Source organism: Sanguibacter massiliensis, from assembly GCF_900240335.1.
Lineage (GTDB): Bacteria > Actinomycetota > Actinomycetes > Actinomycetales > Cellulomonadaceae > Flavimobilis > Flavimobilis massiliensis.
Genome location: NZ_LT964979.1, coordinates 2,924,782 through 2,951,384 on the forward strand (window position 1 = coordinate 2,924,782; position 26,603 = coordinate 2,951,384).

At 73.9% G+C, this 26,603-nt stretch carries 22 protein-coding genes and 1 pseudogene; 16 read left to right on the forward strand and 7 right to left on the reverse strand.

Going from position 1 to position 26,603, the window contains the following annotated elements; translation table 11 throughout:
* The first annotated feature begins 5 nt into the window (after positions 1–5).
* The 11 genes from C1729_RS13510 to C1729_RS13565 all read left to right on the forward strand — a co-directional run bounded on the left by C1729_RS13510 (position 6) and on the right by C1729_RS13565 (position 15,303).
* Positions 6–2,729 carry an FtsX-like permease family protein gene (locus tag C1729_RS13510; protein WP_102510387.1) on the forward strand — a complete coding sequence of 908 codons (2,724 nt, stop codon included), beginning with the start codon at positions 6–8 and terminating at the stop codon, positions 2,727–2,729.
* Positions 2,726–5,395, forward strand: a complete 2,670-nt coding sequence (locus C1729_RS13515) for an FtsX-like permease family protein (RefSeq protein WP_129590765.1) — start codon at positions 2,726–2,728, stop codon at positions 5,393–5,395. Before C1729_RS13510 ends, C1729_RS13515 begins: the two co-directional genes overlap by 4 nt.
* A 34-nt stretch (positions 5,396–5,429) precedes the next feature.
* A complete protein-coding gene (locus C1729_RS13520; protein ID WP_102510389.1) occupies positions 5,430–6,446 on the forward strand; it encodes an ABC transporter ATP-binding protein in 1,017 nt (338 codons plus the stop codon).
* Complete coding sequence (locus C1729_RS13525; protein ID WP_102510390.1) at positions 6,443–7,081, forward strand: ABC transporter ATP-binding protein; 639 nt, start codon at positions 6,443–6,445, stop codon at positions 7,079–7,081. Before C1729_RS13520 ends, C1729_RS13525 begins: the two co-directional genes overlap by 4 nt.
* 135 nt (positions 7,082–7,216) lie before the next feature.
* The gene (typA, locus tag C1729_RS13530; protein ID WP_102510391.1) at positions 7,217–9,127 is read left to right on the forward strand and encodes a translational GTPase TypA; all 1,911 of its coding nucleotides are present in this window, start codon (positions 7,217–7,219) and stop codon (positions 9,125–9,127) included.
* Between the two features lie 12 nt (positions 9,128–9,139).
* Complete coding sequence (locus C1729_RS13535; RefSeq protein ID WP_102510392.1) at positions 9,140–10,105, forward strand: PIG-L family deacetylase; 966 nt, start codon at positions 9,140–9,142, stop codon at positions 10,103–10,105.
* A 4-nt stretch (positions 10,106–10,109) separates the two neighbouring features.
* A complete protein-coding gene (locus C1729_RS13540) occupies positions 10,110–10,517 on the forward strand; it encodes a DUF6113 family protein (RefSeq protein ID WP_102510393.1) in 408 nt (135 codons plus the stop codon).
* A 69-nt stretch (positions 10,518–10,586) separates the two neighbouring features.
* Positions 10,587–12,374: a VanW family protein gene (locus tag C1729_RS13545; RefSeq protein WP_102510394.1), complete on the forward strand. Its 1,788-nt coding sequence runs from the start codon at positions 10,587–10,589 to the stop codon at positions 12,372–12,374.
* A gap of 84 nt (positions 12,375–12,458) precedes the next feature.
* Complete coding sequence (locus C1729_RS14680; RefSeq protein WP_102510396.1) at positions 12,459–13,328, forward strand: hypothetical protein; 870 nt, start codon at positions 12,459–12,461, stop codon at positions 13,326–13,328.
* 8 nt (positions 13,329–13,336) lie between these two features.
* Entirely contained in the window at positions 13,337–14,257 is a 921-nt protein-coding gene (locus C1729_RS13560; protein WP_242493849.1) for a prephenate dehydratase, read from the forward strand.
* Between the two features lie 77 nt (positions 14,258–14,334).
* Positions 14,335–15,303: a prephenate dehydrogenase gene (locus C1729_RS13565; RefSeq protein ID WP_102510397.1), complete on the forward strand. Its 969-nt coding sequence runs from the start codon at positions 14,335–14,337 to the stop codon at positions 15,301–15,303.
* A gap of 65 nt (positions 15,304–15,368) precedes the next feature.
* On the opposite strand, the gene C1729_RS13570 is transcribed toward C1729_RS13565, so the two are convergent.
* Positions 15,369–15,641: a putative acetyltransferase gene (locus C1729_RS13570; protein ID WP_242493850.1), complete on the reverse strand. Its 273-nt coding sequence runs from the start codon at positions 15,639–15,641 to the stop codon at positions 15,369–15,371.
* A gap of 104 nt (positions 15,642–15,745) precedes the next feature.
* On the opposite strand from C1729_RS13570, the gene fdxA reads away from it, so the two are divergent.
* Both fdxA and C1729_RS13580 read left to right on the forward strand, forming a co-directional pair.
* Positions 15,746–16,066 (forward strand): ferredoxin, encoded by a 321-nt coding sequence (gene fdxA / locus C1729_RS13575; RefSeq protein ID WP_102510398.1) that lies wholly within the window; start codon positions 15,746–15,748, stop codon positions 16,064–16,066.
* Between the two features lie 148 nt (positions 16,067–16,214).
* Entirely contained in the window at positions 16,215–17,111 is an 897-nt protein-coding gene (locus C1729_RS13580) for a hypothetical protein (RefSeq protein WP_102510399.1), read from the forward strand.
* 7 nt (positions 17,112–17,118) lie between these two features.
* Here C1729_RS13580 and cobA read toward each other — a convergent pair.
* The 4 genes and pseudogenes from cobA to C1729_RS13600 form a co-directional block, all read right to left on the reverse strand.
* A pseudogene (gene cobA, locus C1729_RS13585) lies at positions 17,119–17,802 on the reverse strand (uroporphyrinogen-III C-methyltransferase); the annotation flags it as partial.
* 84 nt (positions 17,803–17,886) lie between these two features.
* Positions 17,887–18,831 carry a sulfate adenylyltransferase subunit CysD gene (gene cysD, locus C1729_RS13590; RefSeq protein WP_102510401.1) on the reverse strand — a complete coding sequence of 315 codons (945 nt, stop codon included), beginning with the start codon at positions 18,829–18,831 and terminating at the stop codon, positions 17,887–17,889.
* A complete protein-coding gene (locus tag C1729_RS13595) occupies positions 18,828–19,622 on the reverse strand; it encodes a phosphoadenylyl-sulfate reductase (RefSeq protein ID WP_102510713.1) in 795 nt (264 codons plus the stop codon). Before C1729_RS13595 ends, cysD begins: the two co-directional genes overlap by 4 nt.
* A gap of 107 nt (positions 19,623–19,729) precedes the next feature.
* Complete coding sequence (locus tag C1729_RS13600; protein ID WP_102510402.1) at positions 19,730–21,457, reverse strand: nitrite/sulfite reductase; 1,728 nt, start codon at positions 21,455–21,457, stop codon at positions 19,730–19,732.
* 249 nt (positions 21,458–21,706) lie between these two features.
* Here C1729_RS13600 and dapC point away from each other — a divergent pair, with 249 nt between their 5' ends.
* The gene (gene dapC / locus C1729_RS13605) at positions 21,707–22,843 is read left to right on the forward strand and encodes a succinyldiaminopimelate transaminase (protein WP_102510403.1); all 1,137 of its coding nucleotides are present in this window, start codon (positions 21,707–21,709) and stop codon (positions 22,841–22,843) included.
* A gap of 258 nt (positions 22,844–23,101) precedes the next feature.
* On the forward strand, positions 23,102–24,400 hold the full coding sequence (locus tag C1729_RS13610) for a citrate synthase (protein WP_102510404.1): 1,299 nt from the start codon (positions 23,102–23,104) through the stop codon (positions 24,398–24,400).
* A 173-nt stretch (positions 24,401–24,573) separates the two neighbouring features.
* Here C1729_RS13610 and C1729_RS15425 read toward each other — a convergent pair whose 3' ends face one another.
* On the reverse strand, positions 24,574–24,648 hold the full coding sequence (locus tag C1729_RS15425; protein WP_156968370.1) for a 50S ribosomal protein bL37: 75 nt from the start codon (positions 24,646–24,648) through the stop codon (positions 24,574–24,576).
* Positions 24,649–24,781: 133 nt separating this feature from the next.
* Here C1729_RS15425 and C1729_RS13615 point away from each other — a divergent pair, with 133 nt between their 5' ends.
* A complete protein-coding gene (locus tag C1729_RS13615; RefSeq protein WP_242493852.1) occupies positions 24,782–25,867 on the forward strand; it encodes a type IV pilus twitching motility protein PilT in 1,086 nt (361 codons plus the stop codon).
* A 76-nt stretch (positions 25,868–25,943) separates the two neighbouring features.
* On the opposite strand, the gene C1729_RS13620 is transcribed toward C1729_RS13615, so the two are convergent.
* Entirely contained in the window at positions 25,944–26,543 is a 600-nt protein-coding gene (locus tag C1729_RS13620; RefSeq protein WP_242493853.1) for a GDSL-type esterase/lipase family protein, read from the reverse strand.
* Positions 26,544–26,603 lie beyond the last annotated feature (60 nt).

Consider the following 26,603-nt stretch of genomic DNA (forward strand, 5'->3'; position numbering starts at 1 on the left):
GGGACATGACGGGCCTCGCGAGGCTCGCGGGTCGTCGCGCTGCGGCGGCCCGCGGGCCTCTCGTCGCGCTCGGGGTCCTTGCGGCGCTCGTCGTCGCGTGCGTCGTCGGCGTGCTCGGCCAGGTCGAGCAGGGCGTCCGCGACGTCGTGCGAGACTCCGCGGCACTCAACGGCGACGGCGGCAGGCTCGTCCTGCGGACGCGCCTGCTCGCCGACGCCGCCACGCAGGACCGCACGGTCCGGGACCTCGTCGGGGACGCGACCCGCGGCGCACGGACCGTCGTCGAGCGTGCGCAGTCGCCCGACGCCGCTGACACCCCCTTCGTCACGTGGACGGTGTCGGTCGACAGGGCGACCGTCGAGCCCGACGACGTCGAGCGGCTCGCGGGCGGCCTCGGAGCGCTCGAGGCCGCGTTCAAGGCGTCCGACGCGCAGTCCCGTGGCGTCGTCGTCAGCGGAGGGCTCGTCGCGACGACGACGAGCCTCGCCGCGCGTGTCGGCGCGTTCCGGCAGGTCGCGATCGTTCCCGTGCTCGTGCTCGGGGTCGTGGGTGCCGTCGGGCTCGGGCGGGTCGCGCGCCAGCTCGTCGCCGGACGTCGGCCCGAGGACGCGCTCCTAGCGTCCCGCGGCGTGAGCGGGCGCCAGCTCCGCGCGCTTGCCGGGCTCGAGACGGGAGCGGTCACGACGCTCGGCGCGGCTCTCGGCGGAGGCGCCGCCTATGCGCTGCTCGCCGCGACGACCGGAGCCGTCGCCGGACTCGGTCCACGTGCCCTCGTCGCGGGCGCCGTCACGGTGCTCGTCGCGACCGTGACGACGACCGTCCTGGCGGGACGGCAGCTCGACGACATCGTGCGTGCCGAGCCGCGCGGGAGCGTCGCCGCCGGCCCCGTCGTCACTGCCGCCGGGCTTGCCGTGCTCGCCGTCGCCGCGGGGTGGCGCCTCGCGGTCGCGGGGGAGGGCACGCCCGACGTGCTCGCGGTGAGCGCCCCCGGCGTGCTGCTCGTCGTCCTCGTGCTGCTCGGCGTCCAGGCGACCGGTCCGGCGTTCGGGCTTCTCGCGCGGCGCGCGGCCCGGGGCCGCGGACTCGATCGCGTCCTCGCGCTCCGCTCCGCGGCGCGTCGACACGGGGTGAGGCTTCCTGCTCTCGTCGTCGGTCTCGCCGCCGGGACGCTCGTGCTCGCGAGCAGCTTCGGGGCGTCCGTGACGCTCGGTGGTGCCAGGCTCGCGACGCTCGCCGCAGGCGCCGACGTCCGGGTCACGGTCGCGTCGAGCGGACCCGTGACGGCCGCCGACGTCGACCGCGCGCCCGGTACGGCCGCTGGCGCGGTCGCGGGCGCGGCCGTCGTCGTGCGGCCCGGGAGCGTCGGCTCCGACGAGGTCACCGTCGTCGCAGCCCGCCCGGGCGACCTCGAGGCCGTCCTGCGTGACGGCGCGGGCCTCACGGATGCGCTCGCCGGAGGACCGCACCTCGGCGGCCCCGCGGTCGGCGAGGGCGGTCTCACCGTGCCCGTGCACGCCCGGCTCGACCTTCCGGGCCCGCTCGAGGAGGGCTTCAGCACCGAGAACCTCTCGCTCCGCGTCACCGGCAGCGCGTGGTTCGTCGACACCGACGGACGGTGGGCATTCGTGAGGGCGGACGGCGTCGAGCTCGAGGCCGTCGGCGCGGAAGCGTCGGGCACGCTGCGCCTCGAGGCGCCCGACCCGGGGCCGTGGCACGTGGTCGCTCTCGATGTCGCGGCCGACGACGTCCTCCACAGCGGCTCGTCCGACGACGCGAGCCTCGCCGGAGCGGGCGGCGCCATCACCGTCGAGGTCGGCGCGGTGACGGGGGCCGACGGGCCCGCCGGGCCGCCGACATGGGAGCGCGAGCCTGCCTGGACCCCAGCGGACGAGGTCCCCGCAGGCACGTCCCTGCGCTGGGTCGCACCCGGAGGGGCCACGGACCCCGCGGCGCCGGTCCTGCCCGGCGTCATCGACACGACGCTCGCCCGTGCGCTCGACCTCGCCGTCGGCGGGACCCTCCCCGTGACCGTCGCCGGGACGACCGTCGACGTCCGCGTGGGCGAGATCCGCGACACCGTGCCGGGCGCGCCCGCACCCGCGGTGCTCGTCGACGCCGACGCTCTGCGCACGGCTCAGGTCGCGGCGGGCGGCGCCGCGCTGCGCTCCGAGGAGGTCTGGCTCCGCGCCGACGCGCCCGACGAGACCGCGGCCGCGGCTGCCAGCGAGCTCGCCGCCGACCTCGTCGCGGCCGGATCCTGGGGCACGACGCACGACGACGTCGCCACCGTCGCCGAGCCCCGCGGTACCGACGTGCCCGCCGCGTTCTGGACCGCCGGCCTCGCGACCGTGCTGCTCGCGCTCGCCGGGCTGCGTTCGACGACGGCGGCGCAGGCGGCCACCCGCGCGGGGGAGACCGTCGCGCTCCGGGCACTCGGGCTCGACGGCCGGCGCCAAGGGCGGCTGCGGACGGCCGAGGCCGCCTGGGTGCTCGGCGCGGGCACTGTCGTCGGCCTCGCTGTGGGGGCGGTCGTTGCGCTCGTCGCGACGCCCGTGCTCGTGCGGGCAGCGACGGGGAGCGTCGGCACGATGCCCCTCGCGTTCGACGTCCCGCCGCTGCTCGCGGGTCTGGCTGTGCTCGCCGCGGGAGCCGCCGGGCTCGTCGCGCTCCACGCCCGGACCGTCGTGCGGCAGGCCGAGGACCGCGACCTGCGGGAGGTGTCGGCATGAGCCACATGTCCTCGCGTGCATCGCTCCTCGTCCGCAGCCTGCGCCACCGCGTCGGCGCAGGCGTCGTCGTTGCGCTCGTCGCCCTCCTCGGCGCCGGCGTCGTCACTCTCTGGCCCCGCGGCGTCGCCGCGATGGAGGCCGAGGTCGTCGGAGCCCGGGTCGGAACGTCCACGGACCTCGCACGCGACCTCACCGTACGGACGTCGAGCTGGGCGTTCGACGAGGCCGAGGCGTCCGGCCTCGAGGGCACCATGCAGCGGGTCCTCGGTCCCGCGCAGGCGTATCTCCTCGCGCTGCGGGACGCGATCCCCGAGCCGGCACGACGCCTCGTCGGCGAACCTCAGGTGCGGCTGTCCGACGCGACCGACCCGCTCGCGCAGGTCGCCGACGGTCCCGGGTCCGACGTCCGCTTCCCCGAGCTCGTCCGCGTGGCTGCCCCGGGCTTCCTCGAGCGCGTCCGGCTCGTCGAGGGGCGCGTCCCGAGCGACGCCGTGCCGCGTCCGGGAGAGCCCACCGAGACGCTCGTCTCGGCCGACGGCGCGGCGCGGCTCGGGTGGGACGTCGGCGAGGTCCGCGGTGCGACCCTCAGCGACGGTGGGTACACCCTCGTCGGGACGTACGAGGTCCTCGACCCGTCCGACGGCTACTGGCTCCACACGCCCGCGGGCGCCGGGCCCGCGGTCCTCGAGGACCTCGACAGGGGAGTGACGGTCCGGGTCCTCGGCATCGTCGACCCCGAGGTCCTCGCGATGACGGCGGCGCGACCCGTGCTCGACGCATGGTTCCCCGTGAGCGGCGAGGGAGTCGCCGACCCGACGACGGTCGCGGCGCAGCTGCGCGCGGCGGCGGCGTCCGCGTCCGCCGACCTCGGGGGCGTGCGCTTCTCGACGGGCATGCCCGACCTCCTCGACGGCGTGGTCGCCGACGTCGCGACGTCGCGCACGCTCGCCTCGTTCGCGCTCGCCGGCCCGCTCGCGGCCCTCGCGCTCGCACTCGGCGTCGGCACGCAGGGACTCGTCGCACGGCGGCGCGAGGATGCTGCGCTCGCGCGGGCCCGCGGTGCGTCAGGGCTCCAGGTGCGCGGCCTCGCAGCGCTGCAGACCTGGTGCGTCGCGCTGCCCGCGGCCGCCCTCGGCGCGGCCGCTGCCGCGGCTCTCGGCAGCGGTGTCGGACCGGGCGCGCCGGGCGACCTGCTCGGTGCGGTGCTCGTCGGGACCGCCCCCGGCCTGCTCGCCGCCGCGCTCGTCGCCCCGCCCCGGGCGTCCGTCGCACGCACGAGGATCGTGCGTGCGCTGCGGGTCACGGGAGCCGTCGTGCTCGTCGTCGCGGCCGCCGTCGTCACCGTGCTCGCCCTCGTCGGGAGGCTCCCGTCCGACGATCCGCTCGTCGTCGCGCTGCCCGCGCTCCTTGCCGCCGCGACCGCCGTCCTCGTCGTCGCGCTCGTCCGGCCGCTGCTCGGCCTGCTCGTCGCGGCCGCCCGCCGGCGTCCGGGGCCGGGAGCGCTCGTCGGCCTCGCCCGCGCGGCGCGCGGCCGGCCGGGCGTCGTCGCGGGGATCCTCGCGCTCGTCGTCGGGACGGGCGTCGTCGTCCAGGCGACCGCGCTCCTCACGACGGTGCGCGCGGGCGCGGCCGACGGCGCGTGGCAGGCGACCGGGGCAGACCTCCGGCTCTCCGGGCCACGCATGACGCCCGAGCTCGTCGCCCAGGTCGAGGCCGTCGACGGTGTGCGGCTCGCGGTCGCCGCCGAGGTCGTCACCCCGGCCGACCTGCGCCGTGGTGCGTCGGGCGCGAACGTCGAGCTGCTCGCGGTCGACACCGCCCGGCGCGCCCGCCGCGACGCCGCGGGCTACCGTCACGCGCTGCCCGACGGCCTCACGACGGCGGACGGTCCCGTGCCGGTCGTCGTCTCGACGTCCGTCCGGGCCGACACGGGCGGAGCGCTGCCCGACGGCACGACGCTCCAGGTCGACGGCCTGCGGCTCCCCGTCGTCGAGGCCGCGTCACGCGACGTCGTCGCAGGTCTTGGACGCGGCTCGCGGTGGATCCTCGCCGACACGGGCGCGCTCGCCGCCCACGGCCTCACCCGCTCGGCCCCGGCCGTCCTCCTCGTCGACGTCGAGGACTCGCTCGACGTCGCGGCCGTCACCGCCCTCGGCGACCGCCTCGCGGAGATCGTCGGGACGGGCGACGTCCGCTCGTTCGCCCCCGTGCGCGACGCCCGCCTCGCCGACCCGACCGTCGCGTGGCTCGTCCGCGGCGTCCTCGTCGGCGCCGGTGTCGCGGTGCTCGCGGTCCTCGCGGCGCTCGTCGCCGCGCTCGCCGCCGCCGCCCCGGTGCGCCGACGCACGCTCGCGACCCTCCGCAGCGTCGGCGCGAGCACACGCGACGTGAGGGCCGCCGTCGCGGCCGAGCTCACCGGCTGGGTCGTCCTTGGCGTCGTCGTCGGCGCCGCGCTCGGCCTCGGCCTCACGCTCGTCGCCGTCGGCGTCGTCGACCTGCCGACGTTCCTCGCGGCGCGCGAGGTCCCGCCGCGCGTCGACCTCCTCGCGCTCGGCGTCGTCGTCGGCGCGGTCGCCGCCGCCGTCGCGGCCGCGACGTTCCTCACCGTGCGTGGCGGGGACCACCGCGCACGCGACGCCGCCCTGCTCGCCGAGGAAGAGGGATGACCGCCATGACCGTCCGCACCGCCGAGGAGGCACCATGACCGCCGTCTGGGACGAGGCCCGCACCGACGAGACCGAGCCCGACATCCTCTGCCGCGACCTCGTGCGCATCTTCGTCACCGAGGGCGTCGAGGTGCAGGCCCTCCAGGGCCTCACGCTGCGCGTCGAGCGCGGCGAGGTCGTCGCGCTCGTCGGAGCCTCCGGCTCCGGCAAGTCGACGCTCCTGTCGATCCTCTCGGGCCTCGACCGCCCGACGGGCGGTGCGGCACGCGTCGCCGGCCAGGACCTCGTCGCGATGACCCGCGCCGAGCGCGTCGCCTTCCAGCGGCACCGCGTCGGGTTCGTCTGGCAGCAGACCGCGCGCAACCTCCTGCCGTACCTCACGGCCACGCAGAACGTCGTCGTCCCCATGGCCCTCGCGGGGACGCCGCGGCGGACCGCGGCCCGCGCCGCACGGGCTGCGGAGCTCCTCGCGCTGCTTGGCGTCACGCACGTCGCCGACCGGCTGCCCGCGCACATGTCCGGCGGCGAGCAGCAGCGCGTCGCGATCGCGGTCGCGCTCGCGAACGACCCCCGCGTCCTCCTCGCCGACGAGCCGACCGGCGAGCTCGACGAGGCGACGAGCGCCGAGGTCCTCGAGGCGTTCCGCAACGCGAACGCCGAGCTTGGCACGACCGTCCTCGTCGTCACCCACGACCCCGCGGTCGCCGACCACGTCTCCCGCACCGTCCGCATCCGCGACGGCCGCACGTCCCTCGAGGTGCTGCGCCGGCGCGAGGTCGGCGCCGACGGTGTCGCTCGCGACCTCGTCGAGGAGTTCGCCGTGCTCGCCCCCGTCGGACGCATGCAGCTGCCGCCCGAGTTCGTCACGCAGCTCGGCCTGCGCGACCGCGTGCGCCTCGACCTCGAGCCCGACCACGTGAGCGTGTGGCCCGGCACGGGACCGTCGCCCGCCGCACCCCCGAACACCACGTCCCCGACCGCCATGTCCCCGTCGACGTCGGCCGGTGTCAGCCCCGCGGGCCGCCACGCCGCGACCGAGGAGCAGTCATGACCGAGGTGCTGCTGCGCGCGCACGACGTCTCGCGCGAGTTCCGCACGCCAGCGGGCGTCGTTCACGCCGTCGTCGGGGTGAGCCTCGAGGTCCGCGCGGGCGAGCTCGTCGTCGTCCGCGGACGCTCGGGCGCGGGCAAGACGACGCTCCTCGGCATGCTTGCGGGGGCCGATGTCCCCACGTCCGGAGCGGTCGAGCGACCCGCGGGGCCGGGGGAGACGGGCTACGTCATGCAGACCTTCGGGCTCGTCGACGTGCTCTCCGCCGCCGAGAACGTCGAGCTGCCGTTGCGCGTCGCGCGCACGCCGTCGGCCGAGCGCGACGAGCGCGTGCGCGACGCGCTCGCGACCGTCGGCCTCGCCCGCCACGGGCACCAGCGTCCCGCCGAGCTCTCGGGAGGACAGCGCCAGCGTGTCGCGATCGCCCGTGCGCTCGTCACCCGGCCCCGGCTGCTCGTCGCCGACGAGCCGACGGGCCAGCTCGACTCGGTAACCGCGGGCGCCGTCATGGACGTCCTGCGGGAGCTCACACGCTCGGGCGGCGTCGCCGCGATCGTTGCGACGCACGACCCGATCCTCGTCGAGCGCGCCGACCGCGTGCTCGACCTCCACGACGGGCGCCTCGCGGGCGTCTGAGTGGCGGCGACCGCCGCGAGGAGGGTCACGTCGTGGACGTCACACGGCGCGCCGGGTTGCGCGGGCGTTAGGATGGACCGTTGCGCAGCGGAGATGCGCGCGACACCCCCACCCCCTGACGGAACGGTTACTCCTATGTCTGTGCGCTCCGACCTGCGCAACGTGGCGATCGTCGCCCACGTCGACCACGGCAAGACGACGATGGTTGACGCCATGCTGCACACCTCCGGAGCCTTCGGTGCGCACGACCACGTCGACGAGCGCGCGATGGACTCGGGCGACCTCGAGCGCGAGAAGGGCATCACGATCCTCGCGAAGAACACGGCGGTCCGGTACACCGGTCCGTCGGCCGCGGAGTTCGGGCACCCCGAGGGCATCACCATCAACGTCATCGACACCCCCGGTCACGCCGACTTCGGTGGCGAGGTCGAGCGCGGCCTGTCGATGGTCGACGGCGTCGTCCTCCTCGTCGACTCCTCCGAGGGTCCCCTCCCGCAGACCCGCTTCGTGCTCCGCAAGGCGCTCGCCGCGAAGCTCCCGGTCATCCTCGTCGTCAACAAGGTCGACCGTTCCGACGCGCGCATCGACCACGTCGTCGCCGAGGCGACCGACCTCCTCCTCGGCCTCGCGTCCGACCTCCAGGACGAGGTCCCGGACCTCGACCTCGACTCCGTGCTCGACGTCCCCGTCGTCTTCGCCGCCGCGAAGGCCAAGCGCGCCTCTCTCAACCAGCCGGCCGACGGCTCGCTCCCTGACGCCGAGGACCTCGAGCCGCTCTTCCGCACGATCCTCGAGAAGATCCCCGCGCCGACGTACGAGGACGACGCGCCGCTCCAGGCCCACGTCACGAACCTCGACGCGTCCCCGTTCCTCGGCCGCCTCGCGCTCCTGCGCGTCTTCAACGGCACGATCCGCAAGGGCCAGACGGTCGCGTGGGCACGCCACGACGGCACGCTCCAGAACGTCCGCATCACCGAGCTCCTCGCGACGAAGGCGCTCACGCGTGTTCCCGCGGAGTCGGCGGGCCCCGGCGACATCGTCGCCGTCGCCGGCATCGAGGACATCACCATCGGCGAGACGCTCACGGACCCGGACGACCCGCGTCCGCTGCCGCTCATCACGGTCGACGACCCGGCCATCTCCATGACGATCGGCATCAACACGTCGCCGCTCGCCGGCAAGGGCGGCAAGGGCCACAAGGTCACGGCCCGCCAGGTCAAGGACCGCCTCGACGCCGAGCTCATCGGTAACGTCTCGCTCCGCGTCCTGCCGACCGAGCGTCCCGACGCGTGGGAGGTCCAGGGCCGTGGCGAGCTCGCGCTCGCGATCCTCGTCGAGCAGATGCGCCGCGAGGGCTTCGAGCTCACCGTCGGCAAGCCCCAGGTCGTCACGAAGAAGATCGACGGCAAGGTCCACGAGCCGATCGAGCGCATGACGATCGACGTCCCCGAGGAGTTCCTCGGCGCCGTCACGCAGCTCATGGCGCAGCGCAAGGGCCGCATGGAGAGCATGACGAATCACGGCACCGGCTGGGTGCGCATGGAGTTCATGGTCCCCGCGCGCGGCCTCATCGGCTTCCGCACGCGCTTCCTCACGGAGACGCGCGGCACGGGCATCGCCTCCTCGCTCGCCGAGGGCTACGAGCCGTGGGCCGGCCAGATCGAGACCCGCGTGACGGGCTCGCTCGTCGCCGACCGCGCGGGCAAGGTCACGCCCTACGCGATGATCAACCTCCAGGAGCGCGGCTCGTTCTTCGTCGAGCCGACCGCCGAGGTGTACGAGGGCCAGGTCGTCGGGGAGAACTCCCGCAACGAGGACATGGACGTCAACATCACCAAGGAGAAGAAGCTCACGAACATGCGTGCGGCCTCCTCCGACAACTTCGAGAACCTCGTGCCGCCGCGCCGGCTCACGCTCGAGGAGTCCCTCGAGTTCACGCAGGAGGACGAGTGCGTCGAGGTGACGCCCGAGATCGTCCGTATCCGCAAGGTTGTCCTTGACCAGACCGAGCGGGGCCGCGCCGCCTCGCGCGCCAAGAAGTCCTGACACGCGGCTGACGTGCGCCTCCTCGCGGTCCACGCCCACCCCGACGACGAGACCCTGTCCACAGGGCCTCTGCTCGCGGCGTGGGCGCGGACGGGGGAGGCGTTCGTCGTCACGTGCACGCGCGGCGAGCGCGGGGAGGTCCTTGGGCCGCTCGACGCTCTCGAGGGCGACGGCCCCGCGCTCGCGGCGCACCGCGAGACCGAGCTCGCGGCGGCTCTGGCCGCGCTCGGCGTCCGCGGCCACGCGTTCCTCGACACGCTGCCCGTGCCCGCCGGGGCGCGGGCACTTCCGGGGACCGTCGTCGACTCGGGGATGCGGTGGGTCGATGCCCCGGGCGGCACCGCGGGTCCCGCCGACGACGCGGGCACGGACGCCCTGACGAGCGTGCCGCTCGACGACGCGGCCACCGTGCTCGCCGCGCACGTGCGGGAGCTCGCGCCCGACGTCGTCGTTACGTACGATGCCGGCGGCGGCTACGGCCACCCCGACCACGTGCGCACGCACGAGGTGACGGTGCGGGCGCTCGCGCTGCTCGCCGCGGTGGGCGACGACGTCCCGCCGCTCCTGTGCCCGTCGACGCCGCCCGCGACGGACGTCGCCGTGCGCGCACACCTCGCCGCCGCGCCCTGGGTCACGGACGTGCGCGCGGCCCACGGGCTCAGCCTGCCCGCCGCGGGCAGCCGGCCCGCCGTCGTCGCCGACCGCGAGATCGTCGTCGAGGTCGACCTTGCGCCCGTGCTTGACGCGGTGCTCGGCGCGCTCCGCGCGCATGCGACCCAGGTGACGGCCGTGACCGCCGCCCCGTCCTCGGACGAGGTGCTCGCGGCCGTTCTCGCGCTCTCGAACCTCGTCGTCCAGGGCCTGCCGCGCACCGTGTCCTACGCGCTGCTCGGTGCGGACGGCCATCGTCCGGACGCCCCCGGCACAACGCGCTGGGCGCGCACGATCCTCCCTCCCGGCGTCCGACGGGTAGCGTGAACGGATGACGCCGCACCGGATCCTCCACCTGCTCGCCGCGCTCGCCGTCGGGGTGACCGTCGGCGCGCTCGGGACCTTCGGGCACCGTTCGCTCGTGCCGTGGGGGCTCGTCCTCGGGATCGTCGCGAGCGTCGCGGCGGCCGTCTGGCTCCGCGCGACCTTCGGCCCCGTGCCCGTCATGGCGTACGTCGTCGGCTGGGTCGTCGCCGTCCAAGTGCTCGCCGCGGGCGGCCCGGGCGGGGACGCGCAGGTCGTCGCCGACACGACCGGGTACGTGTGGGTGTACGGGACCGTCCTGCTCGTCATCGCGACGCTGTGGCTGCCGCGGTCATGGTTCGCGGACGTCGAGGCGAGATGGCCAAGAGCACGTCGAGAGGTCCCAGCGGCCGCGGACGACCAGAACGTAGGATGATCCAGCGCATCAGGGAGCGCACCAAGGGGGGCGTGGCCACGTGCCACGACGGCAGGAACGGATGAACGTATGACGCAGGACCGCACCGGGACCGGAGCACAGAAGGGCTCTCCGCTCGACAAGTTCGAGGCGGAGGCACCCAAGGAGCGCACGGGCCGCGGCCTCAAGGTCGCGCTGTGGAGCGCGCTCGGCGCCGTCGTCCTCGCAGGAGGGTACGTCACCGCGCAGGTCGTCACGGCCGACAAGATCCCCCGCGGCACGACCGTCGCGGGAGTCGACATCGGCGGCAGGAGCCGCGCCGACGCCGTCGCGCTGCTCGACGCGCAGCTCGGGAAGCGCGCGACCGCCCCGATCACCGTCACCGCGGGCGAACTCACGTCCGAGCTCGACCCCGTGGAGGCAGGGCTCGGCCTCGACGCCCGCGGCACGGTCGCGGGACTCACCGGGTTCTCGCTCGCTCCCGCCGACCTCGTCCGCTCCCTCTTCGGAGGCGACGAGATCGCACCGTCGATCACCCTCGACGACGAGTTGCTCCGCAAGGAGATCGGCGAGACCGCCGAGAGCCTGCGGACCGAGCCCGTCGACGGCAAGGTCGCGTTCGTCGACGGCCGCGTCGAGGCGGTCCCCGCCGTCCCCGGGCTCGAGGTCGACCTTGAGCGTGCGCGGACGAAGATCCTCGACACCTACCTCACGGTGACGGGCCCCGTGGACCTGCCGACCGCCCAGGTCGAGCCCGCGATCACCCAGGCCGAGACCGACGCCGCGCAGAAGACCGGCACGGCGCTCGTCTCCGCGCCCGTCCGCGTCGAGGTCGACGGCCAGAAGGCCGAGCTCCCCATCTCCGTGCTCGGCGCGGCCGCGACGTTCGTCGCGAAAGACGGGACCCTCGCGCTCGACCTCGACAAGGACATGCTCGCGAAGGCCGTCCTCGACCGGACGAGCGACCTCGAGACCAAGGCGACGGCCGCGAAGTTCGTCTTCAAGGACGGCAAGCCCACGATCTCGGGCGGGAAGTCGGGTCTCGCGCTCGACCGCGACGCGCTCGCCGCGTCCGTCCTCGCAGCCGGGACGGCCCCCGGGACGCGGACCGCGACGGCCGCGCTCGTCGAGACCGAGTCCGAGAGTTCCCGCAAGGCGCTCGAGGAGCTCGGGGTGAAGAAGGTCGTCGCGGAGTTCTCGACGCCGCTCACCGACTCGTACGCGGCACGCAACGCGAACCTCACGCTCGCCGCGAAGAAGATCACGGGCCAGCTCATCAAGCCGGGCGACGAGTGGTCGCTCACCGAGACGCTCAGCCCCATCACGCTCGAGGCGGGCTACGTCAACGCGGGTGTCATCGACCGGGGGCGCCTCCAGGACGGCGTGGGCGGCGGCCTCTCGCAGATGGCGACGACGACGTACAACGCGTTCTTTTTCGCGGGCGTCGACATCCTCGAGCACCGCCCGCACAGCTTCTACTTCTCGCGCTACCCCGAGGGGCGCGAGTCGACGATGTATGTCGGGTCGATCGACATGCGCATCAAGAATGACACCCCGTACGGCATCCTCATGCAGTCGTGGGTGAAGGACGGCAAGGTCACCGTCAAGCTGTGGTCGACGCCCCATTACACGGTGGACTCGGCGACGTCGCCGCGTCGTGAGGTCGTCCAGCCCCGGACGGTCTACTCGACCGAGAAGGGCTGCATCGCGCAGGGCGCAGGCCAGCCGGGCTTCGCCGTGACGGTGACGCGCAAGGTGTCGCTCGACGGCACGGTCGTCAAGGACGAGTCGAACGCATGGCGTTACACGCCGCAGAACCGTTACGTGTGCGGCCCTGACCCGGCGACGCAGAAGCCCAAGAAGTCCGACGACGACTGAGACGCCGCCCTGCCTGCGGCGTCCGCTCGGTAGGATCGCTGCGCGGCCCGTCCTGGGCCACCAGCAGCGGGAGGGACGGCAGCGATGCTCGGCAGGAGCGAACGGGAGTCGGGCGCACACGCCCTCGCGGCGGCGCGCCAGGGCGCGTGGGACACGCACGAGAACCTCGACGAGCCGAGCGACCTGCTCGACCTCGGCGCGATGACGGCCGCGCTCGCGACGGTCTCCCGCATTGAGGGGCTGCGCGGCGTCATGCACGTCGGCCACCCGGCCGCGCCCGACCACGACCTCGAGCGTGCGCTCCTCGCGAGCTCGGCGTCGCTGCGGGTCACGGCCGTCGAGGCCGTCGCGTCCCGCTGGGTGTGGGTCGCGCGCGGCACGGAGCTCGACGGGCACGTTGTCGTCGACGAGGCGGGCATGCGGGACTGCCGCCACCAGCTGCGGACCCTGGGCGCGAGCCCCCACCTCGTGCCGGCCCGCACGCCGCTCGCGGAGCGCGTCGCGCTCGCGGGGGAGCACGGGTCGCTCGTCGTCGAGCGTGACCACGTGCCCGACGGTTTCACCGAGGTTGCCGGGTCGTCCGCACTGAGCGAGCGTGCCCCGCTCTGGTACGGCCTCGTCGAGCCGGTCCCCGATCCCGCGGACTTCGACGCGCCCGCGCAGGTGTGGCTCGCGTTCGGGCCGCGCGACGACCACAAGGGGTCGCTCAAGCTCACGCTGTCGCTCGTCTCGGAGGCCGGCATCGACCTCCAGCACCTGCGGTCGCAGCCGTCGGCTGACGGCCCGCACGTCTTCTTCGCGTCGTTCTCGGTGCCGACGTCGGCGCCGCTGCGCGCGCTCAAGGCCGAGCTGTCGGAGCGGGGTGTCGCGCACCGCGTGCTCGGCGTCATGGCTGGTGAGGTCTTCGAGCCCGGGCCGGCCGCGGTCGAGCCCGTGTGGACGTCGAGGGACTGAGCAGAGCCGTGGCCTCGCTCGCGTACCTCGGCCCTGAGGGCACCTTCACGCATGCGGCGGCGCTCGCGCTGCCCGGCCGCGGCACGCCCGTCCCGCGGCCGCTCGTCACGGACGTCTACGACGACGTCGCGGCAGGCCGCGCGGACGCGGGCGTCGTCGCGATCGAGAGTTCAGTCGAGGGGTACGTCGTGCCGTCGCTCGACGCGATCGTCGCGGCGCGCGACGTCGTCGCGATCGACGAGGTGACGGTCGACGTCGCGTTCGACGCGTTCACGCACCCCGACGCGGTGACGCCGACTGAGGTGACGGCGCACCCCCACGGCCTTGCACAGTGCGCCTCGTGGATCGCCGCGCGGGGGCTTACCGCCGTGCCGGCGTCGTCGAACGCGGCCGCGTGCCGGGACGTGCAGCCACACCAGGTCGCGCTCGGGCCGGCGCTGTGCGGGGAGCTCTACGGGCTCACGACCCTCGCGCGCGGCGTGCAGGACTTCGCGGGCGCCCGGACGCGGTTCCTCGTCGTCACGGACCGTGGGGCGGCGCGCGCCGAGCTTGCCGCCCGTCATGACGACGGCGGCGCGTGGCGGACCATGCTCGCGATCACGCCGCACGAGATCGGTCCGGGTGTTCTCGCGCGCATCACGGCGGCGTTCGGGGAGCGGGGCGTCAACATGTCCTCGCTCATCACGCGGCCGCTCAAGGCGCAGGAGGGCACGTACGTCTTCGTCGTGACGCTCGACGGCGCGCCGTGGGAGGAGGGCGTGCGCGCGCTCCTCGCGCAGCTGCTCGGTGCGGGGGACTCGCTCAAGACGCTCGGGGTGTTCCCGGCGCGGCCCGGGACGGACGCGGGCTTCGACACGTCGCGCGTCCCCGCCGGTTCGGTGCGTGCCGGGGACGATGACGTGACGCTCGCGCGGGAGCTCCTGTGGTGAGCGGGCGCGCCACCGGTGCGACCTCCGCTTCGTCTGACGTGTCCTCCGACGCGGCGGCTCCTTGGGAGGGAGGGCCGATGCGTCGCGTCGGCGTCGTCTCCCTCGGGCTCATCGGCGGCTCGGTCGCGCGACGTCTCGTCGCGGCCGGCGTCGAGGTGCACGCGTGGAACCCGTCGCTGCCGGCGCTCGAGGCCGCGGCCGCCGACGGCGTCGTGCCCGCGCGCACGATCGCCGAGCTCTGCGCGGCGGAGCCCGACGTGCTGCTGCTCGCGCCGCCGCTGCGCGCGATGGCGGACATCGCGCACGAGGTCGCCGCGCACGTGCGCGGCGGGACGGTCGTCACGGACGCCGGATCGGTCAAGGGGGCGGTCGCGCGCGTCGTGCGCGAGGCCGGTCTCGCCGCGCGGTTCGTGGGCGCGCACCCCATGGCGGGCACGGAGCAGGCGGGTTACGCGGCCTCGGACGCGACGCTGCTCGACGGCGCCCGGTGGGCGCTCACGCTCGAGGACGACACGAGGCTTGACGCGTTCTGCCGTGTCGCGCAGCTCGTCACGGGACCGCTCGGCGGGGTCGTGAGGGTGACGACGCCCGCGGTGCACGACGAGGCCGTTGCGCTCGTCAGCCATGTCCCGCACGTCGTCGCGAGCGAGCTGCTGCGGCTCGTCGGCGGCTCGGACCACGCGGACCTCGCGCTTGCGCTCGCGGCGGGGTCCTTCCGCGACGGGACGCGCGTCGCGGGCACGCACCCGCGCCGCACCGAGGCGATGGTGACGGACAACGCGGCCGCGGTCGCGCCCGTCCTGCGGCGAGCGGCTGCGGACCTCGTCGCGCTCGCGGAGCGGCTCGAGGCGGGGGCGCCGGTCGGTTCGTTCTTCGACGACGCGGCGGCGGTGCGCGCGGGGGCCCGCGTCGCGGGTCCGGACGACGCACGGACGACGCTGGCGCTCGACCCGGCGACGTGGCAGGCGGAGCTCCTCGCGCGTCCGACGTCGCTCGTCGTCGGCGCGGACGAGCGTACGCGCACCCTCACGCTCACGACCCCCTGACGCCCCGCCCGACACCACCCCTTCCGACTCGTCGGCCCGGAGCACCGTTCGACGGTGCTGGAGCCCTACGAATCGGTCGGGGATGCCTCGTCGGGGGCGTGGCGCGGGCGGCGCCGCGCGGGCGGCGGCGGAACCGGCTTGCCGATCGCGATCTCCGCGCCCGGCACCTCGACCTCCTCGCCCGATCGGGTCCGCAGGACGAGACCCGACGCGTCCGTGCGGACGATCTCGCCGAGGACGTCGGTGTAGCGGTGGGTGTCGCCCGAGATCGTGCGGCGCACCATGACGCGCGTCCCGACGGTCCAGGAGCGCCACGGGGGAAGGTCGGGGGAGGTCACGGACCGATTCTAGGACGACCACCCTGCGGACACCTGGGGCCTGATGTCCGCAGGAGGGCCTCGGCGGGGGATACTGGAGCCTGAACTTTCAAGGAGGTCGGACCGTGACGTATGTGATCGCGCAGCCCTGCGTCGACGTCAAGGACAAGGCGTGCGTCGAGGAGTGCCCTGTCGACTGCATCTACGAGGGCAACCGCTCGCTGTACATCCACCCCGACGAGTGCGTCGACTGTGGTGCCTGCGAGCCGGTGTGCCCCGTCGAGGCCATCTACTACGAGGACGACGTCCCGGAGGAGTGGAGCGACTACTACGGCGCGAACGTCCACTTCTTCGACACGCTCGGCTCGCCGGGCGGTGCCGCGAAGATGGGTCTCATCGACATGGACCACCCGCTCATCGCCGCGCTCCCGCCCCAGGCGGAGTGACGTCGCGCCCCGTGGAGGCGCTGAGACTGGCAGCAGGAGCCGGACCGTCGACCGACGGTCTGGCTCCTGCTGTCTGCGCGTGCGGCGTGACGGTCCCGCATCGCGGAACGGTGTGCACGGCATGCCGGGCGAGGCAGACGATCGGGACGTGAATCTCCTCGTCGTGGGACGGGGCCCTGTGGCCCAGGTCCTCGCAGCCTCCGCCCGCCGCTCGACCGAGGTTGTCCTCGCGACGCGGGACGATGTCCCGGGCGCGATCGACCTCGACGTCGCGCGCCACGGCCGCGAGCCCCGGCCGTCCCGGCGGACCCTGCTGCCGACGCTTCCGCTCGCTGAGGCGTCCGCGCGCTCGTGGGACGTCGTGCTCACGACGGCACCGGTCGACGCAGCCGCCCTCGCGTCCCTGCTCGCGGCGTCGCCCGGGGCTGCGCTCGCGTCGGTCACGCAGGTCCCGTCCGAGGCCGACGCCGTCGCACGGGCGGCCGCCGGCCGGCCGTGGGGCCTCGTGGCACCGGGCTTCCTCGCGCAGGGGAGGGACGCTGTGCGATGGTGGCAGCCGGGCGGGCTGGGCGTCGGGCTCGCGGGTGAGGCGGCCGACACGCTCCGGCTAGCCCTCGACCCGCACCGGCTGCGCCTCAGGGACGTCCCACCCTTCGCGCCGCTGCACGCAGCCGTCGTCCCCATGGCGGCGGTCGCGGTCCTCGAGGCCCATGGCTGGGACCGGCGTCGGGCTGCGGCGGACGCACGGCGCGTCGTCGCGGTCGTGCAGGAGGCGGGGCAGGCGCTCGCGGTCGCGTACGGCGGGCGGCCAGCGTGGGCGGCTGCGCCCGTCGTCTCATCGGTCCTGCGGCTCCTGCACCGAGTCACGCCGTTCGACGTCGACGCGTACGTGCGCGACCACTTCGGGCGGCACGGCGCGCAGACGCGCACGCTGCTCGGCGACTGGGTGCGCCTGGGCGAGTGCTTCGACCGGCCGGCACGGACGACGGCCGCGCTGCTCGCCGAGCTGCGCGTCGCCGACGAGAGGCGCGCTGTGGCCGTCTGACGTCGGGTCAGGCCGTCCCGGCCCACCCGGGCGCGCGCGTGACGACGTCTCCGACGACGGTGATCGCGGGTGCCCGGACGCCTGCCGCGATGGCGATCTCCCCGATGGTTTCGAGCGTGCCGAGCGTCGTGCGGGCGCGTGGGCCGAAGCCATCCTCGAGGACGGCGGCGGGCGTGCGCGGGTCGCGGCCGCGTGCGACGAGCTCGGTCGCGGTCGTCGTGAGCCGGCCGAGCCCCATGAGGAGGACGAGCGTGTGGTCGGGGGCGTCGGGCACGGCGCCGAGGTCGTCGTGGCCGGTGAGCACCGTGAATCCGCGGGAGAGGCCGCGGTGCGTCACGGGGATGCCAGCGGCGGCGAGGACGGCGATCGCGCTCGTCACCCCGGGGACGACCTCGACGGGCACCCCTGCGGCCGCGCACGCGTCGAGCTCCTCGCCGCCGCGCCCGAAGACGTAGGGGTCGCCGCCCTTAAGGCGCACGACGCGCGCGCCGTCGAGGGCACGCGCGACGAGCAGCGCGTTGATGTCCTCCTGCGGGACCGGGTGCGTGCCGGCGGTCTTGCCGACGTCGATGACCTCGACGTCGTCGCGCGCGTGCTCGAGCGCGGCGCGCGGCGCGAGCCGGTCGAGCACGACGACGTCGGCGCGCGCGAGGAGCTCCGCGGCGCGGAGCGTGAGCAGCCCGGCATCTCCGGGACCTGGCCCTTATACACCTCTGACGCTGCCGACGACTCCTTACGTGTAGATNGGCGGGGACGGCGGGGCGGGGGTGCGGCATCAGAAGTACCCCTCCTTCTTGCGGTCCTCCATGGCGGCCTCGGAGATGCGGTCGTCGGCGCGGGTCGCGCCGCGCTCGGTGATGCGGGTCGTCGCGACCTCGGCGATGACGTCGGCGACGGTCGTCGCGTCCGACGAGACGGCGCCCGTGCACGACATGTCGCCGACGGTGCGGTAGCGCACGACCTCGGTGCGGACGGACGCGGCCTCGGCGTCGGTGCGCGGTGCGGAGTACGGGCCGACGGCGAGGAGCATGCCGTCGCGGTCGAAGACTTCGCGCTCGTGCGCGTAGTAGAGCCCGGGCAGCGCGATGTTCTCGCGCTCGATGTAGCGCCACACGTCGAGCTCGGTCCAGTTCGACAGGGGGAACGCGCGGACGTGCTCGCCCGGACGGTGTCGCCCGTTGTAGAGGTTCCACAGCTCGGGTCGCTGGTTGCGCGGGTCCCACTGTCCGAACTCGTCGCGTAGGGACAGGACGCGCTCCTTGGCGCGCGCCTTCTCCTCGTCGCGTCGTCCGCCGCCGAAGACGGCGTCGAAGCGTCCGCCGGAGATCGCGTCGAGCAGCGGCTGGGTCTGCAGGGGGTTGCGGGTGCCGTCGGCACGCTCCTGGAGGCGCCCGTCGTCGAGGTAGTCCTGGACGGAGGCGACGACGAGGCGCAGACCGAGCCGCTCGACCTCGGCGTCGCGGTACGCGAGGACCTCGGGGAAGTTGTGCCCGGTGTCGACGTGGACGACGGGGAAGGGCACGGGCGCGGGCCAGAAGGCCTTGGCCGCGAGGTGGAGCATGACGACGGAGTCCTTGCCGCCCGAGAAGAGCAGCGCGGGCCGCTCGAACTCGGCGACGACCTCACGGATGATGTGGATCGCCTCGGACTCGAGGAGGTCGAGGTGGCTGAGGGTGTACGGCGCGGCCTGCACAGCAGGGGCGTCGGTCGTCGTCGTCATGCGTGGAGCCCACATTCTGTCTTGTCGAGCCCGGCCCAGCGGCCGGAGCGCGGGTCCTCGCCGGGGGCGACCCGGCGGGTGCACGGTGCGCAGCCGATCGACGGGTAACCGTCGTCGAGCAGCGGGTTGATGAGCACCGCGTGCTTCGCCGCGTAGGCGAGGAGGTCGTCGAACGACCAGGCGGCGAGAGGGTTGATCTTCACGAGGCGGTTCTTCTCGTCCCACGTGACGAGCGGTGTGCCCGTCCGGGTGGGGGCCTCGTCGCGGCGGACGCCCGTCACCCAGGCCTCGTAGCCGCCGAGGGCGGCGTGGAGTGGGGCGACCTTGCGGAGCGCGCAGCACAGTCCGGGGTCCCGCTCGTGGAGGCGCGGTCCGTACTGGGCGTCCTGCTCGGCGACGGACTGCGCCGCGGCGACGTCGACGACCGTGATGGGCATGCTGCCCGCGGCGGCGTCGCGCGTGCCGAGGGTCTCGGGGAAGTGGTAGCCGGTCTCGAGGAAGAGGACGTCGACCCACGGGGCATGCTGCGCGACGACGTGGGGCAGGACGAGGTCTGCCATCGAGCATGCGACGGCGAGGAGGTCGCCGAACGTCTCGGATGCCCAGGCGGCGACCTCGTCGGCGGTCGCCTCGGGGCCGTCGGCGGGGGAGAGCAGGGCGGCGCCCTCGGCGGCGAGCCGCCTGAGCTCGTCGTCGCTGCGTCGTCGGGTGCCGCGGAGGGCGCGGGCGGCTGCGTGCGCGGCGCGCGCCTGCTCGTGCTCGGCCGCGCGGGCTCGGCCTGCGGCACCCAACGCTGCGAGGTCACCGGTACGTCCCTGCGCGACGACGCCAGGTCCCGTGCCCGTGACGGCGACGCCGCGCGGGGCGCGGCCGAAGGGCCCGGGGAGGTCGACGGTGCTCACTGGAGCACCTCGTCGTCGACGCGCAGCGCCCAGTCGGCGAACGTCTCGTCGCCCACGTGCTCGTCGTCGTAGCGGCGCACGACGCGCTCGACGTAGTCAGCGACGCCGTCGGCCGTGATCTTGAGCCCGCGGACGGTGCGCCCGAGGCCGCCCTCGTCGCGTTCGTGCCCCTGGAGCCCGCCGCCGAGGTGCACCTGGAACCCGGGGACCTGCTCGCCGTCGTCGTTCGTGACGAGCTGGCCCTTGAGGCCGATGTCGCCGACCTGCGTGCGGGCGCACGCGTTGGGGCAGCCGTTGATGTTGAGGAGGATCGGGGCGCGGTCGCCGCGGTCGAGCCGTGCCTCGAGCGCGTCGACGGTCGCGCGGGCCGTCGCCTTGGTCTCGACGATCGCGAGCTTGCAGTACTCGATGCCGGTGCACGCGATCGTGTCGCGGCGCCACGGGCTCGCGTGCGTCTCGAGCCCGGTCGCGCGTAGCCCGTCGACCAGCGCGTCGACCTGCCCGCGGGGGACGTCGAGCACGAGGAGCTTCTGGTGGGGCGTGAGCCGGACGCGTGCGGAGCCTGCGGCCTCGGCGAGCCGGGCGACCTCGAGGAGGGTCTCGCCCGAGACGCGTCCCGCATAGGGAGCTGCGCCGACGTAGAAGCGTCCGTCCTTCTGCTCGTGGACACCGATGTGGTCGCCGGGGCGCGGGGCCGGGGCGGGGGCGGGGCCGTCGGCGAGCGCGTGGCCGAGGTACTCGGTCTCGAGGATGTCCCGGAACTTGGCGGGCCCCCAGTCGGCCATGAGGAACTTCAGGCGTGCCTTGTTGCGCAGGCGGCGGAAGCCGTAGTCGCGGAAGATCGAGGTGACGCCGACCCAGACGTCGAGCACCTGCTCCTCGGTGACGAACGCTCCGAGGCGTTCGGCGAGGCGGGGCTGGGCGGAGAGACCTCCTCCGACCCAGAGGTCGTAGCCGGGGCCGAGCTCGGGGTGGACGACGCCGACGAACGCGACGTCGTTGATCTCGTGGAGGACGTCGAGGCTGGGGTGCCCGGTGAGGGCGGTCTTGTACTTGCGCGGGAGGTTCGAGAAGGCGGGGTCGCCGATGTAGCGCTCGGCGATCGCTCGGATCGCGGGGGTCGGGTCGAGGATCTCGTCCTTGGCGACGCCGGCGACGGGGCTGCCGAGGATGACGCGGGGGACGTCGCCGCACGCCTCGGTCGTGTGGAGCCCGACGGCTTCGAGGCGTCGCCAGATCTCGGGGACGTCGCGGACGTCGACCCAGTGGAGCTGGATGTTGTGGCGGTCGGTGATGTCGGCGGTGTCGCGCGCGAAGTCGACGGAGATCTGGCCGATGACGCGCAGCTGCTCGGTCGTGAGGGCGCCGCCGTCGACGCGCACGCGCATCATGAAGAACTCGTCCTCGAGCTCGTGCGGCTCGAGCTGGGCGGTGCGGCCGCCGTCGATGCCGGGACGGCGCTGGGTGTAGAGGCCCCACCAGCGGAAGCGTCCGTGGAGGTCCTCCTTGGGGATCGACTCGAAGCCGCCGGCGGCGTAGATCGTCTCGATGCGCTCGCGGACGTTGAGGCCGTCGTCGGCCTGCTTGAGGACCTCGTTGGCGTTGAGGGGCTCGGTGCCGTCGATCTTCCACTGGCCCTGGGGCCGGGTGGAGCGGGAGGGCTTGGCGACGCCGCGCGAGGCGCGAGGCGTCGCCTCGGCGTTGCCGGGTGCGGTCGTGGTCATGGTGTCCCCTCGGTCGGTGCGTGGTGCGTGATCCAGAACCTAGGAAGTGAGGACCCCCGGAACAACCCGTCCCGCCATCCGGGACGACTTGATCTGGCGCCCCGTCACCCCGGGCAGTCCCGGCCCTGTCTCGCGATCAGGTACGGCGGGGGTTCCGGAGGTAGTGGGGTCGTAGGGTTGCCGGGTGACGGACGGCAGGGTGACGGCAGACATCGGGTGCGCGCCTGCGCACGCCCATGAGGAGGACGTATGGGCCTGAGCCCGCTCACCGGCATCGACTTCCCGTGGGACCTCCTCGAGCCCGCGAAGGCTCGTGCGGCAGCGCACCCGGACGGGATTGTCGACCTCTCGGTCGGCACGCCGGTCGACGCGACCCCGGACGTCGTGCGCCGCGCGCTCGAGTCCGCGTCGGACGCACACGGCTACCCGCTCACGGCGGGCACCCCGGCGCTGCGTGCCGCGATCGCGGGCTGGTTCGCGCGCCGTCGAGGCGTCGAGATCACGCCCGACGCGACCCTGCCGACCGTCGGCTCCAAGGAGCTCGTCGGCCTCCTGCCGTCGATGCTCGGCCTCGGAGCGGGCGACACCGTCGTCCATCCGGCCGTCGCCTACCCGACGTACGAGGTCGGAGCGCGGCTCGCGGGCGCGTCCGCCCTCGCGACGGACGACGTGCGCGAATGGGACGGACGCGAGGGCATGCGGCTCGTCTGGGTGAACTCGCCGGGCAACCCGCACGGCCGCGTCGCTGACGTCGCCGAGCTGCGCGCGGTCGTCGAGGCTGCCCGACGCACGGGCGCGGTCGTCGTCTCGGACGAGTGCTACGCCGAGCTCGGTTGGGGACCCGGCGCCCACGACCCGCGGTCGGTGCCGAGCCTGCTCGACCCGCGCGTGTGCGGGGGCGACCACACGGGCCTGCTCGTCACGTACTCGTTGTCGAAGCAGTCGAGCATGGCGGGCTACCGTGCGGCGTTCGTCGCGGGAGATCCGGCGCTCGTCGGGGAGCTGCTCGCGCTGCGCAAGCAGCTCGGGCTCATCGTCCCGGCTCCGGTCCAGGCGGCGATGGTCGCGGCGCTCGATGACGACGGGCACGTCGCGGCGCAGCGCGAGCGGTACCGGGCGCGGCGTGACCTTCTTGGCGGAGCCTTGGCGACGGCCGGGTTCGTCGTCGACCACTCCGAGGCGGGGCTTTACCTCTGGGCGCGCCCGGTCGGTGAGCCCGTCGACTGCTGGGTCACGGTCGAGCGCCTCGCGGGGCTCGGGCTGCTCGTCGCCCCGGGGGCGTTCTACGGGCCCGCGGGAGCGGGTCACGTGCGGGTCGCGCTCACGGTGAGCGACGAGCGCGCGGCCGCTGCTGCGACCCGTCTCCGGGCGCTCGCCGGAGCATGACCCCGCAGGTTGGGACGTTCGTCCCAGGTTTTGTGACGCTCATCACCTGATTCTGACCCGCAGATGACCCGTGAGGATTGGTCCGCGGCCGCTCCCCGCGGGTACCGTCGACCCAGACGGTCGACGCAGCCCGCCGAAGATGGGGTTCCCAGGTCCGCAGCGCGGACCTCCGCACCCGCGGACGCTTCCGGGAGGTCGTCGACGCTCACGGACGAAAGCGGCCGCAGCCCCCGGGCCACGGCCCCAAGGAAGGACACCATGACCCAGAACGCGCAGACCGGTGTGACGCTCACCGTCGGTCAGGTCACCCAGGACCTCCCCGTCGTCCCCGCGACCGAGGGCAACGACGGCATCGTCGTCTCCTCGCTCCTCGGCACGACCGGCAAGGTGACACTCGACCCGGGCTTCACGAACACGGCGTCGTGCGAATCCGGGATCACGTACATCGACGGCGGCGAGGGCATCCTCCGCTACCGGGGCTACCCGATCGACCAGCTCGCGGAGAACTCGACGTTCCTCGAGGTCGCGTACCTCCTCATCCACGGCGAGCTGCCGTCGGTGGCCGAGCTCGAGGCGTTCGTCACGCGCGTCAACCGGCACACGCTCGTCCACGAGGACTTCCGCACGTTTATGGGGACCTTCCCGCGCAACGCGCACCCCATGGCCGTCATGGCGTCCGCGATCAACGCGCTCTCGACGTTCTACCCGGAGTCCCTCGACCCGTTCGACGACGAGACGGTCGAGCTCGCGAGCGTCCTCCTCCTCGCGAAGACCCGCACGATCACGTCGTACGTGCACCGCCGCTCGATCGGTGAGCCGCTGCTCTACCCGGACTACTCGCGCGGGTACGTTGACGACTTCCTCCGCATGAGCTTCGCGCAGCCGTACATGCCGTACGAGGCCGACCCGATCGTCGTCGACGCGCTCGACACGCTTCTCATCCTCCACGCCGACCACGAGCAGAACTGCTCGACGTCGACGGTCCGCATGGTCGGCTCGGCGCACGCGAACCTCTACGCGTCGGTCGCGGCCGGCATCAACGCGCTCTCGGGCCCGCTCCACGGCGGCGCGAACGAGGCGGTGCTGTCGATGCTCACGGAGCTCAAGAAGTCCGGCGACGACGTCGACACGTACATGACGCGCGTCAAGAACAAGGAGGCGGGCGTCCGCCTCATGGGCTTCGGCCACCGCGTCTACAAGAACTACGACCCGCGCGCGGCGATCGTTAAGAAGAAGGCGTACGCGGTGCTCGACGCCCTCGGTGCGCGCGACGAGCTCCTCGACATCGCGCTGCGGCTCGAGGAGATCGCGCTCAGCGACGAGTACTTCATCGAGCGCAAGCTCTACCCGAACGTCGACTTCTACACGGGCCTCATCTACAAGGCCATGGGTTTCAGCCCGGCGATGTTCACGCCGCTGTTCGCGCTCGGCCGGATGCCCGGCTGGATTGCGCAGTGGCGCGAGATGATGAAGGACCCGTCGACGAAGATCGGCCGTCCGCGCCAGGTCTACACGGGCGCCACCGAGCGCGCGTATGTGCCGGTCGGGAACCGCTGACACTCACGTCCGACGCACGGGCGCGGGACTGCCACGGCAGTCCCGCGCCCGTTGTCGTGTTGTGCCCTCCCAGGGCCCACGCTCCCGGGTCGAAGCGCCCGGGACGACGAAGGCCCCGGAGCGATGCTCCGGGGCCTTGCGTGTGCCGTTCTCCGGCCGCTCCGAGCGGATGCTCAGGCGTTGGGGCGCTTGCCGTGGTTGGCGGCGCTGCCCTTGCGGCTGCGACGCTTGCGTCCGCGCTTGCTCATGGTGACTCCAAGTCCTCGTGTCGTGCTGGCCGTCGTCCATCGTCCCACACCGGCGGCGGTGCGTGCGAACCTGTCCGCCACCCCGGGGCACGGAGGCTCAAGTCGGACGCTCCTGAGGCCGATACTGTCTAGCGTGAACGCCACGCCGCAGTCCGTCATCCCGTTGCTCCACGCCGTCGTGAAGGCCGAGGCGTCGGACCTCCACGTCAAGGTCGGCTCCGCGCCGCGCGTGCGTGTCGACGGTCGCCTCCGGCGCCTCCAGGTGCCCGTGCTCACGCCGATGGACACGGACCACATGCTCTCGCAGGTCCTGCCGTCGGACCTCGTCGACCAGTTCGAGCGGACGCACGAGGCGGACTTCGCGTACTCGGTCGCGGGCGTCGGCCGATTCCGCGTCAACGCCTACCAGGCGCGCGGGACGACGGCAATGGTGTTCCGTCTCGTCGGCATGGGCACGTCAAGCCTCGCCGAGCTCGGCGTCCCGGGGATCGTCGGGGACCTTGCGCTCGAGCCGCGCGGCCTCGTGCTCGTCACCGGCCCGACGGGTGCGGGCAAGACGACGACGCTCGCAGCGATGGTCGACCTCATCAACTCTCACCGTGAGGTGAACATCATCACGATCGAGGACCCGATTGAGGTTCTCCACGAGGACAAGAAGGCGATCATCTCGCAGCGCGAGGTGCGTCAGGACACGAAGGACTTCTCGACGGCGCTGCGTGCCGCGATGCGCCAGGACCCGGACGTCATCCTCGTCGGTGAGATGCGTGACATCGAGACCGTGCGTGCGGCTCTCCAGGCGGCGGAGACGGGTCACCTCGTGCTCTCGACCCTCCACACGCTCGACGCGCAGGAGACGGTCAACCGCATCGTCGACTTCTTCCCGCCGTACGAGCAGCTGCAGATCCGTACGGCGCTCTCGCAGATGCTGCGTGGCATCGTCTCGCAGCGCCTCGTGCGGACGGTCGACGACAGCCGCTGCCCGTCGGTCGAGGTCATGGTCAACACGGGGCGCACGGCCGACGCGATCGTCAACCCGCTCGACAACCCGCCGCTCGCGGACCTCATCGCGGAAGGCGGCTATTACAAGATGCAGACGTTCGACCAGCACCTGTGCGAGCTCGTGGTCTCGGGTCGCATCACATACGACGAGGCGATCGGCTCGTCGTCGAACCCGCAGGACCTCACCCTGTCGCTGCGTGGTCTGGGCGTCGAGGTCTGATCGTCCGTCACCGTCGTGCAGCGAGGCCCCGTCCGGACGGACGGGGCCTCGCAGCAAAACCGGGGGTTCGCGGAGCTTACGCGTCGGGGTCGGCGAGGCCGAGCCAGTGGTGCCAGCCCGAGTGGAGGACGAGCCACGCCATGAGGCCGTAGCCGGCCTGCTGGGGGAGGTCGTCGCCGCGGCCGGCGAGGTCGGCATGCCACTGGTCGTGGTTGACGAGGGGCGTGAACGTCTCGACGTACGGGACGCGTCGGCGCTGCGCGACGTCGCCGTAGGCGCGTGAGAGGTCGGCGAGGCGCTCGCCGTCGTCGTGCGTCCCGGGCGGGGGCCCGACGACGAGCGTGCGCAGGTGCCGCGCCTCGGCGACGTCGAGGATGTTCGCGAGGTTGAGCCGTGAGCGGGCGACGGAGAGCCCGGCGGTGAGGTCGTGCCGTCCGAGGGCGACGACGAGCCGCTGGTCGACGTCGGGATCGGTCGTGAGCCGGGGCTCGGTCTCGGCCTCCCAGCGTGCGGACAGGGTGGTCGACGTCTCGCCGGGGACGGCGAGGACGTAGTGCTCGACGTCGACCTCCGTCGTGCGGGCGACGACGCGTCCGACCCAGCCGAGGGCTCGGGGGTCGCCGACACCGGCGGCGAGCTCGTCGCCGACGACGACGATGCGCAGCTTCCTGGTCACGTGGGGGCCTCCTCGCAGGTTCGTCCCATCGTCACCCGTGGCGTGCGGCGCCGTGGCCGT

Bases quoted from the DNA above. Each gene is read 5' to 3' on its own strand.
- C1729_RS13600 (WP_102510402.1), bottom strand. From the start codon at position 21,457: ATGACCACGACCGCACCCGGCAACGCCGAGGCGACGCCTCGCGCCTCG.
- C1729_RS13510 (WP_102510387.1), top strand. From the start codon at position 6: ATGACGGGCCTCGCGAGGCTCGCGGGTCGTCGCGCTGCGGCGGCCCGC.
- C1729_RS14680 (WP_102510396.1), top strand. From the start codon at position 12,459: ATGCTCGGCAGGAGCGAACGGGAGTCGGGCGCACACGCCCTCGCGGCG.
- C1729_RS13520 (WP_102510389.1), top strand. From the start codon at position 5,430: ATGACCGCCGTCTGGGACGAGGCCCGCACCGACGAGACCGAGCCCGAC.
- cysD (WP_102510401.1), bottom strand. From the start codon at position 18,831: ATGACGACGACGACCGACGCCCCTGCTGTGCAGGCCGCGCCGTACACC.
- C1729_RS13545 (WP_102510394.1), top strand. From the start codon at position 10,587: ATGACGCAGGACCGCACCGGGACCGGAGCACAGAAGGGCTCTCCGCTC.
- C1729_RS13610 (WP_102510404.1), top strand. From the start codon at position 23,102: ATGACCCAGAACGCGCAGACCGGTGTGACGCTCACCGTCGGTCAGGTC.
- C1729_RS13525 (WP_102510390.1), top strand. From the start codon at position 6,443: ATGACCGAGGTGCTGCTGCGCGCGCACGACGTCTCGCGCGAGTTCCGC.
- dapC (WP_102510403.1), top strand. From the start codon at position 21,707: ATGGGCCTGAGCCCGCTCACCGGCATCGACTTCCCGTGGGACCTCCTC.
- C1729_RS13515 (WP_129590765.1), top strand. From the start codon at position 2,726: ATGAGCCACATGTCCTCGCGTGCATCGCTCCTCGTCCGCAGCCTGCGC.
- C1729_RS13565 (WP_102510397.1), top strand. From the start codon at position 14,335: ATGCGTCGCGTCGGCGTCGTCTCCCTCGGGCTCATCGGCGGCTCGGTC.
- C1729_RS13540 (WP_102510393.1), top strand. From the start codon at position 10,110: ATGACGCCGCACCGGATCCTCCACCTGCTCGCCGCGCTCGCCGTCGGG.
- typA (WP_102510391.1), top strand. From the start codon at position 7,217: ATGTCTGTGCGCTCCGACCTGCGCAACGTGGCGATCGTCGCCCACGTC.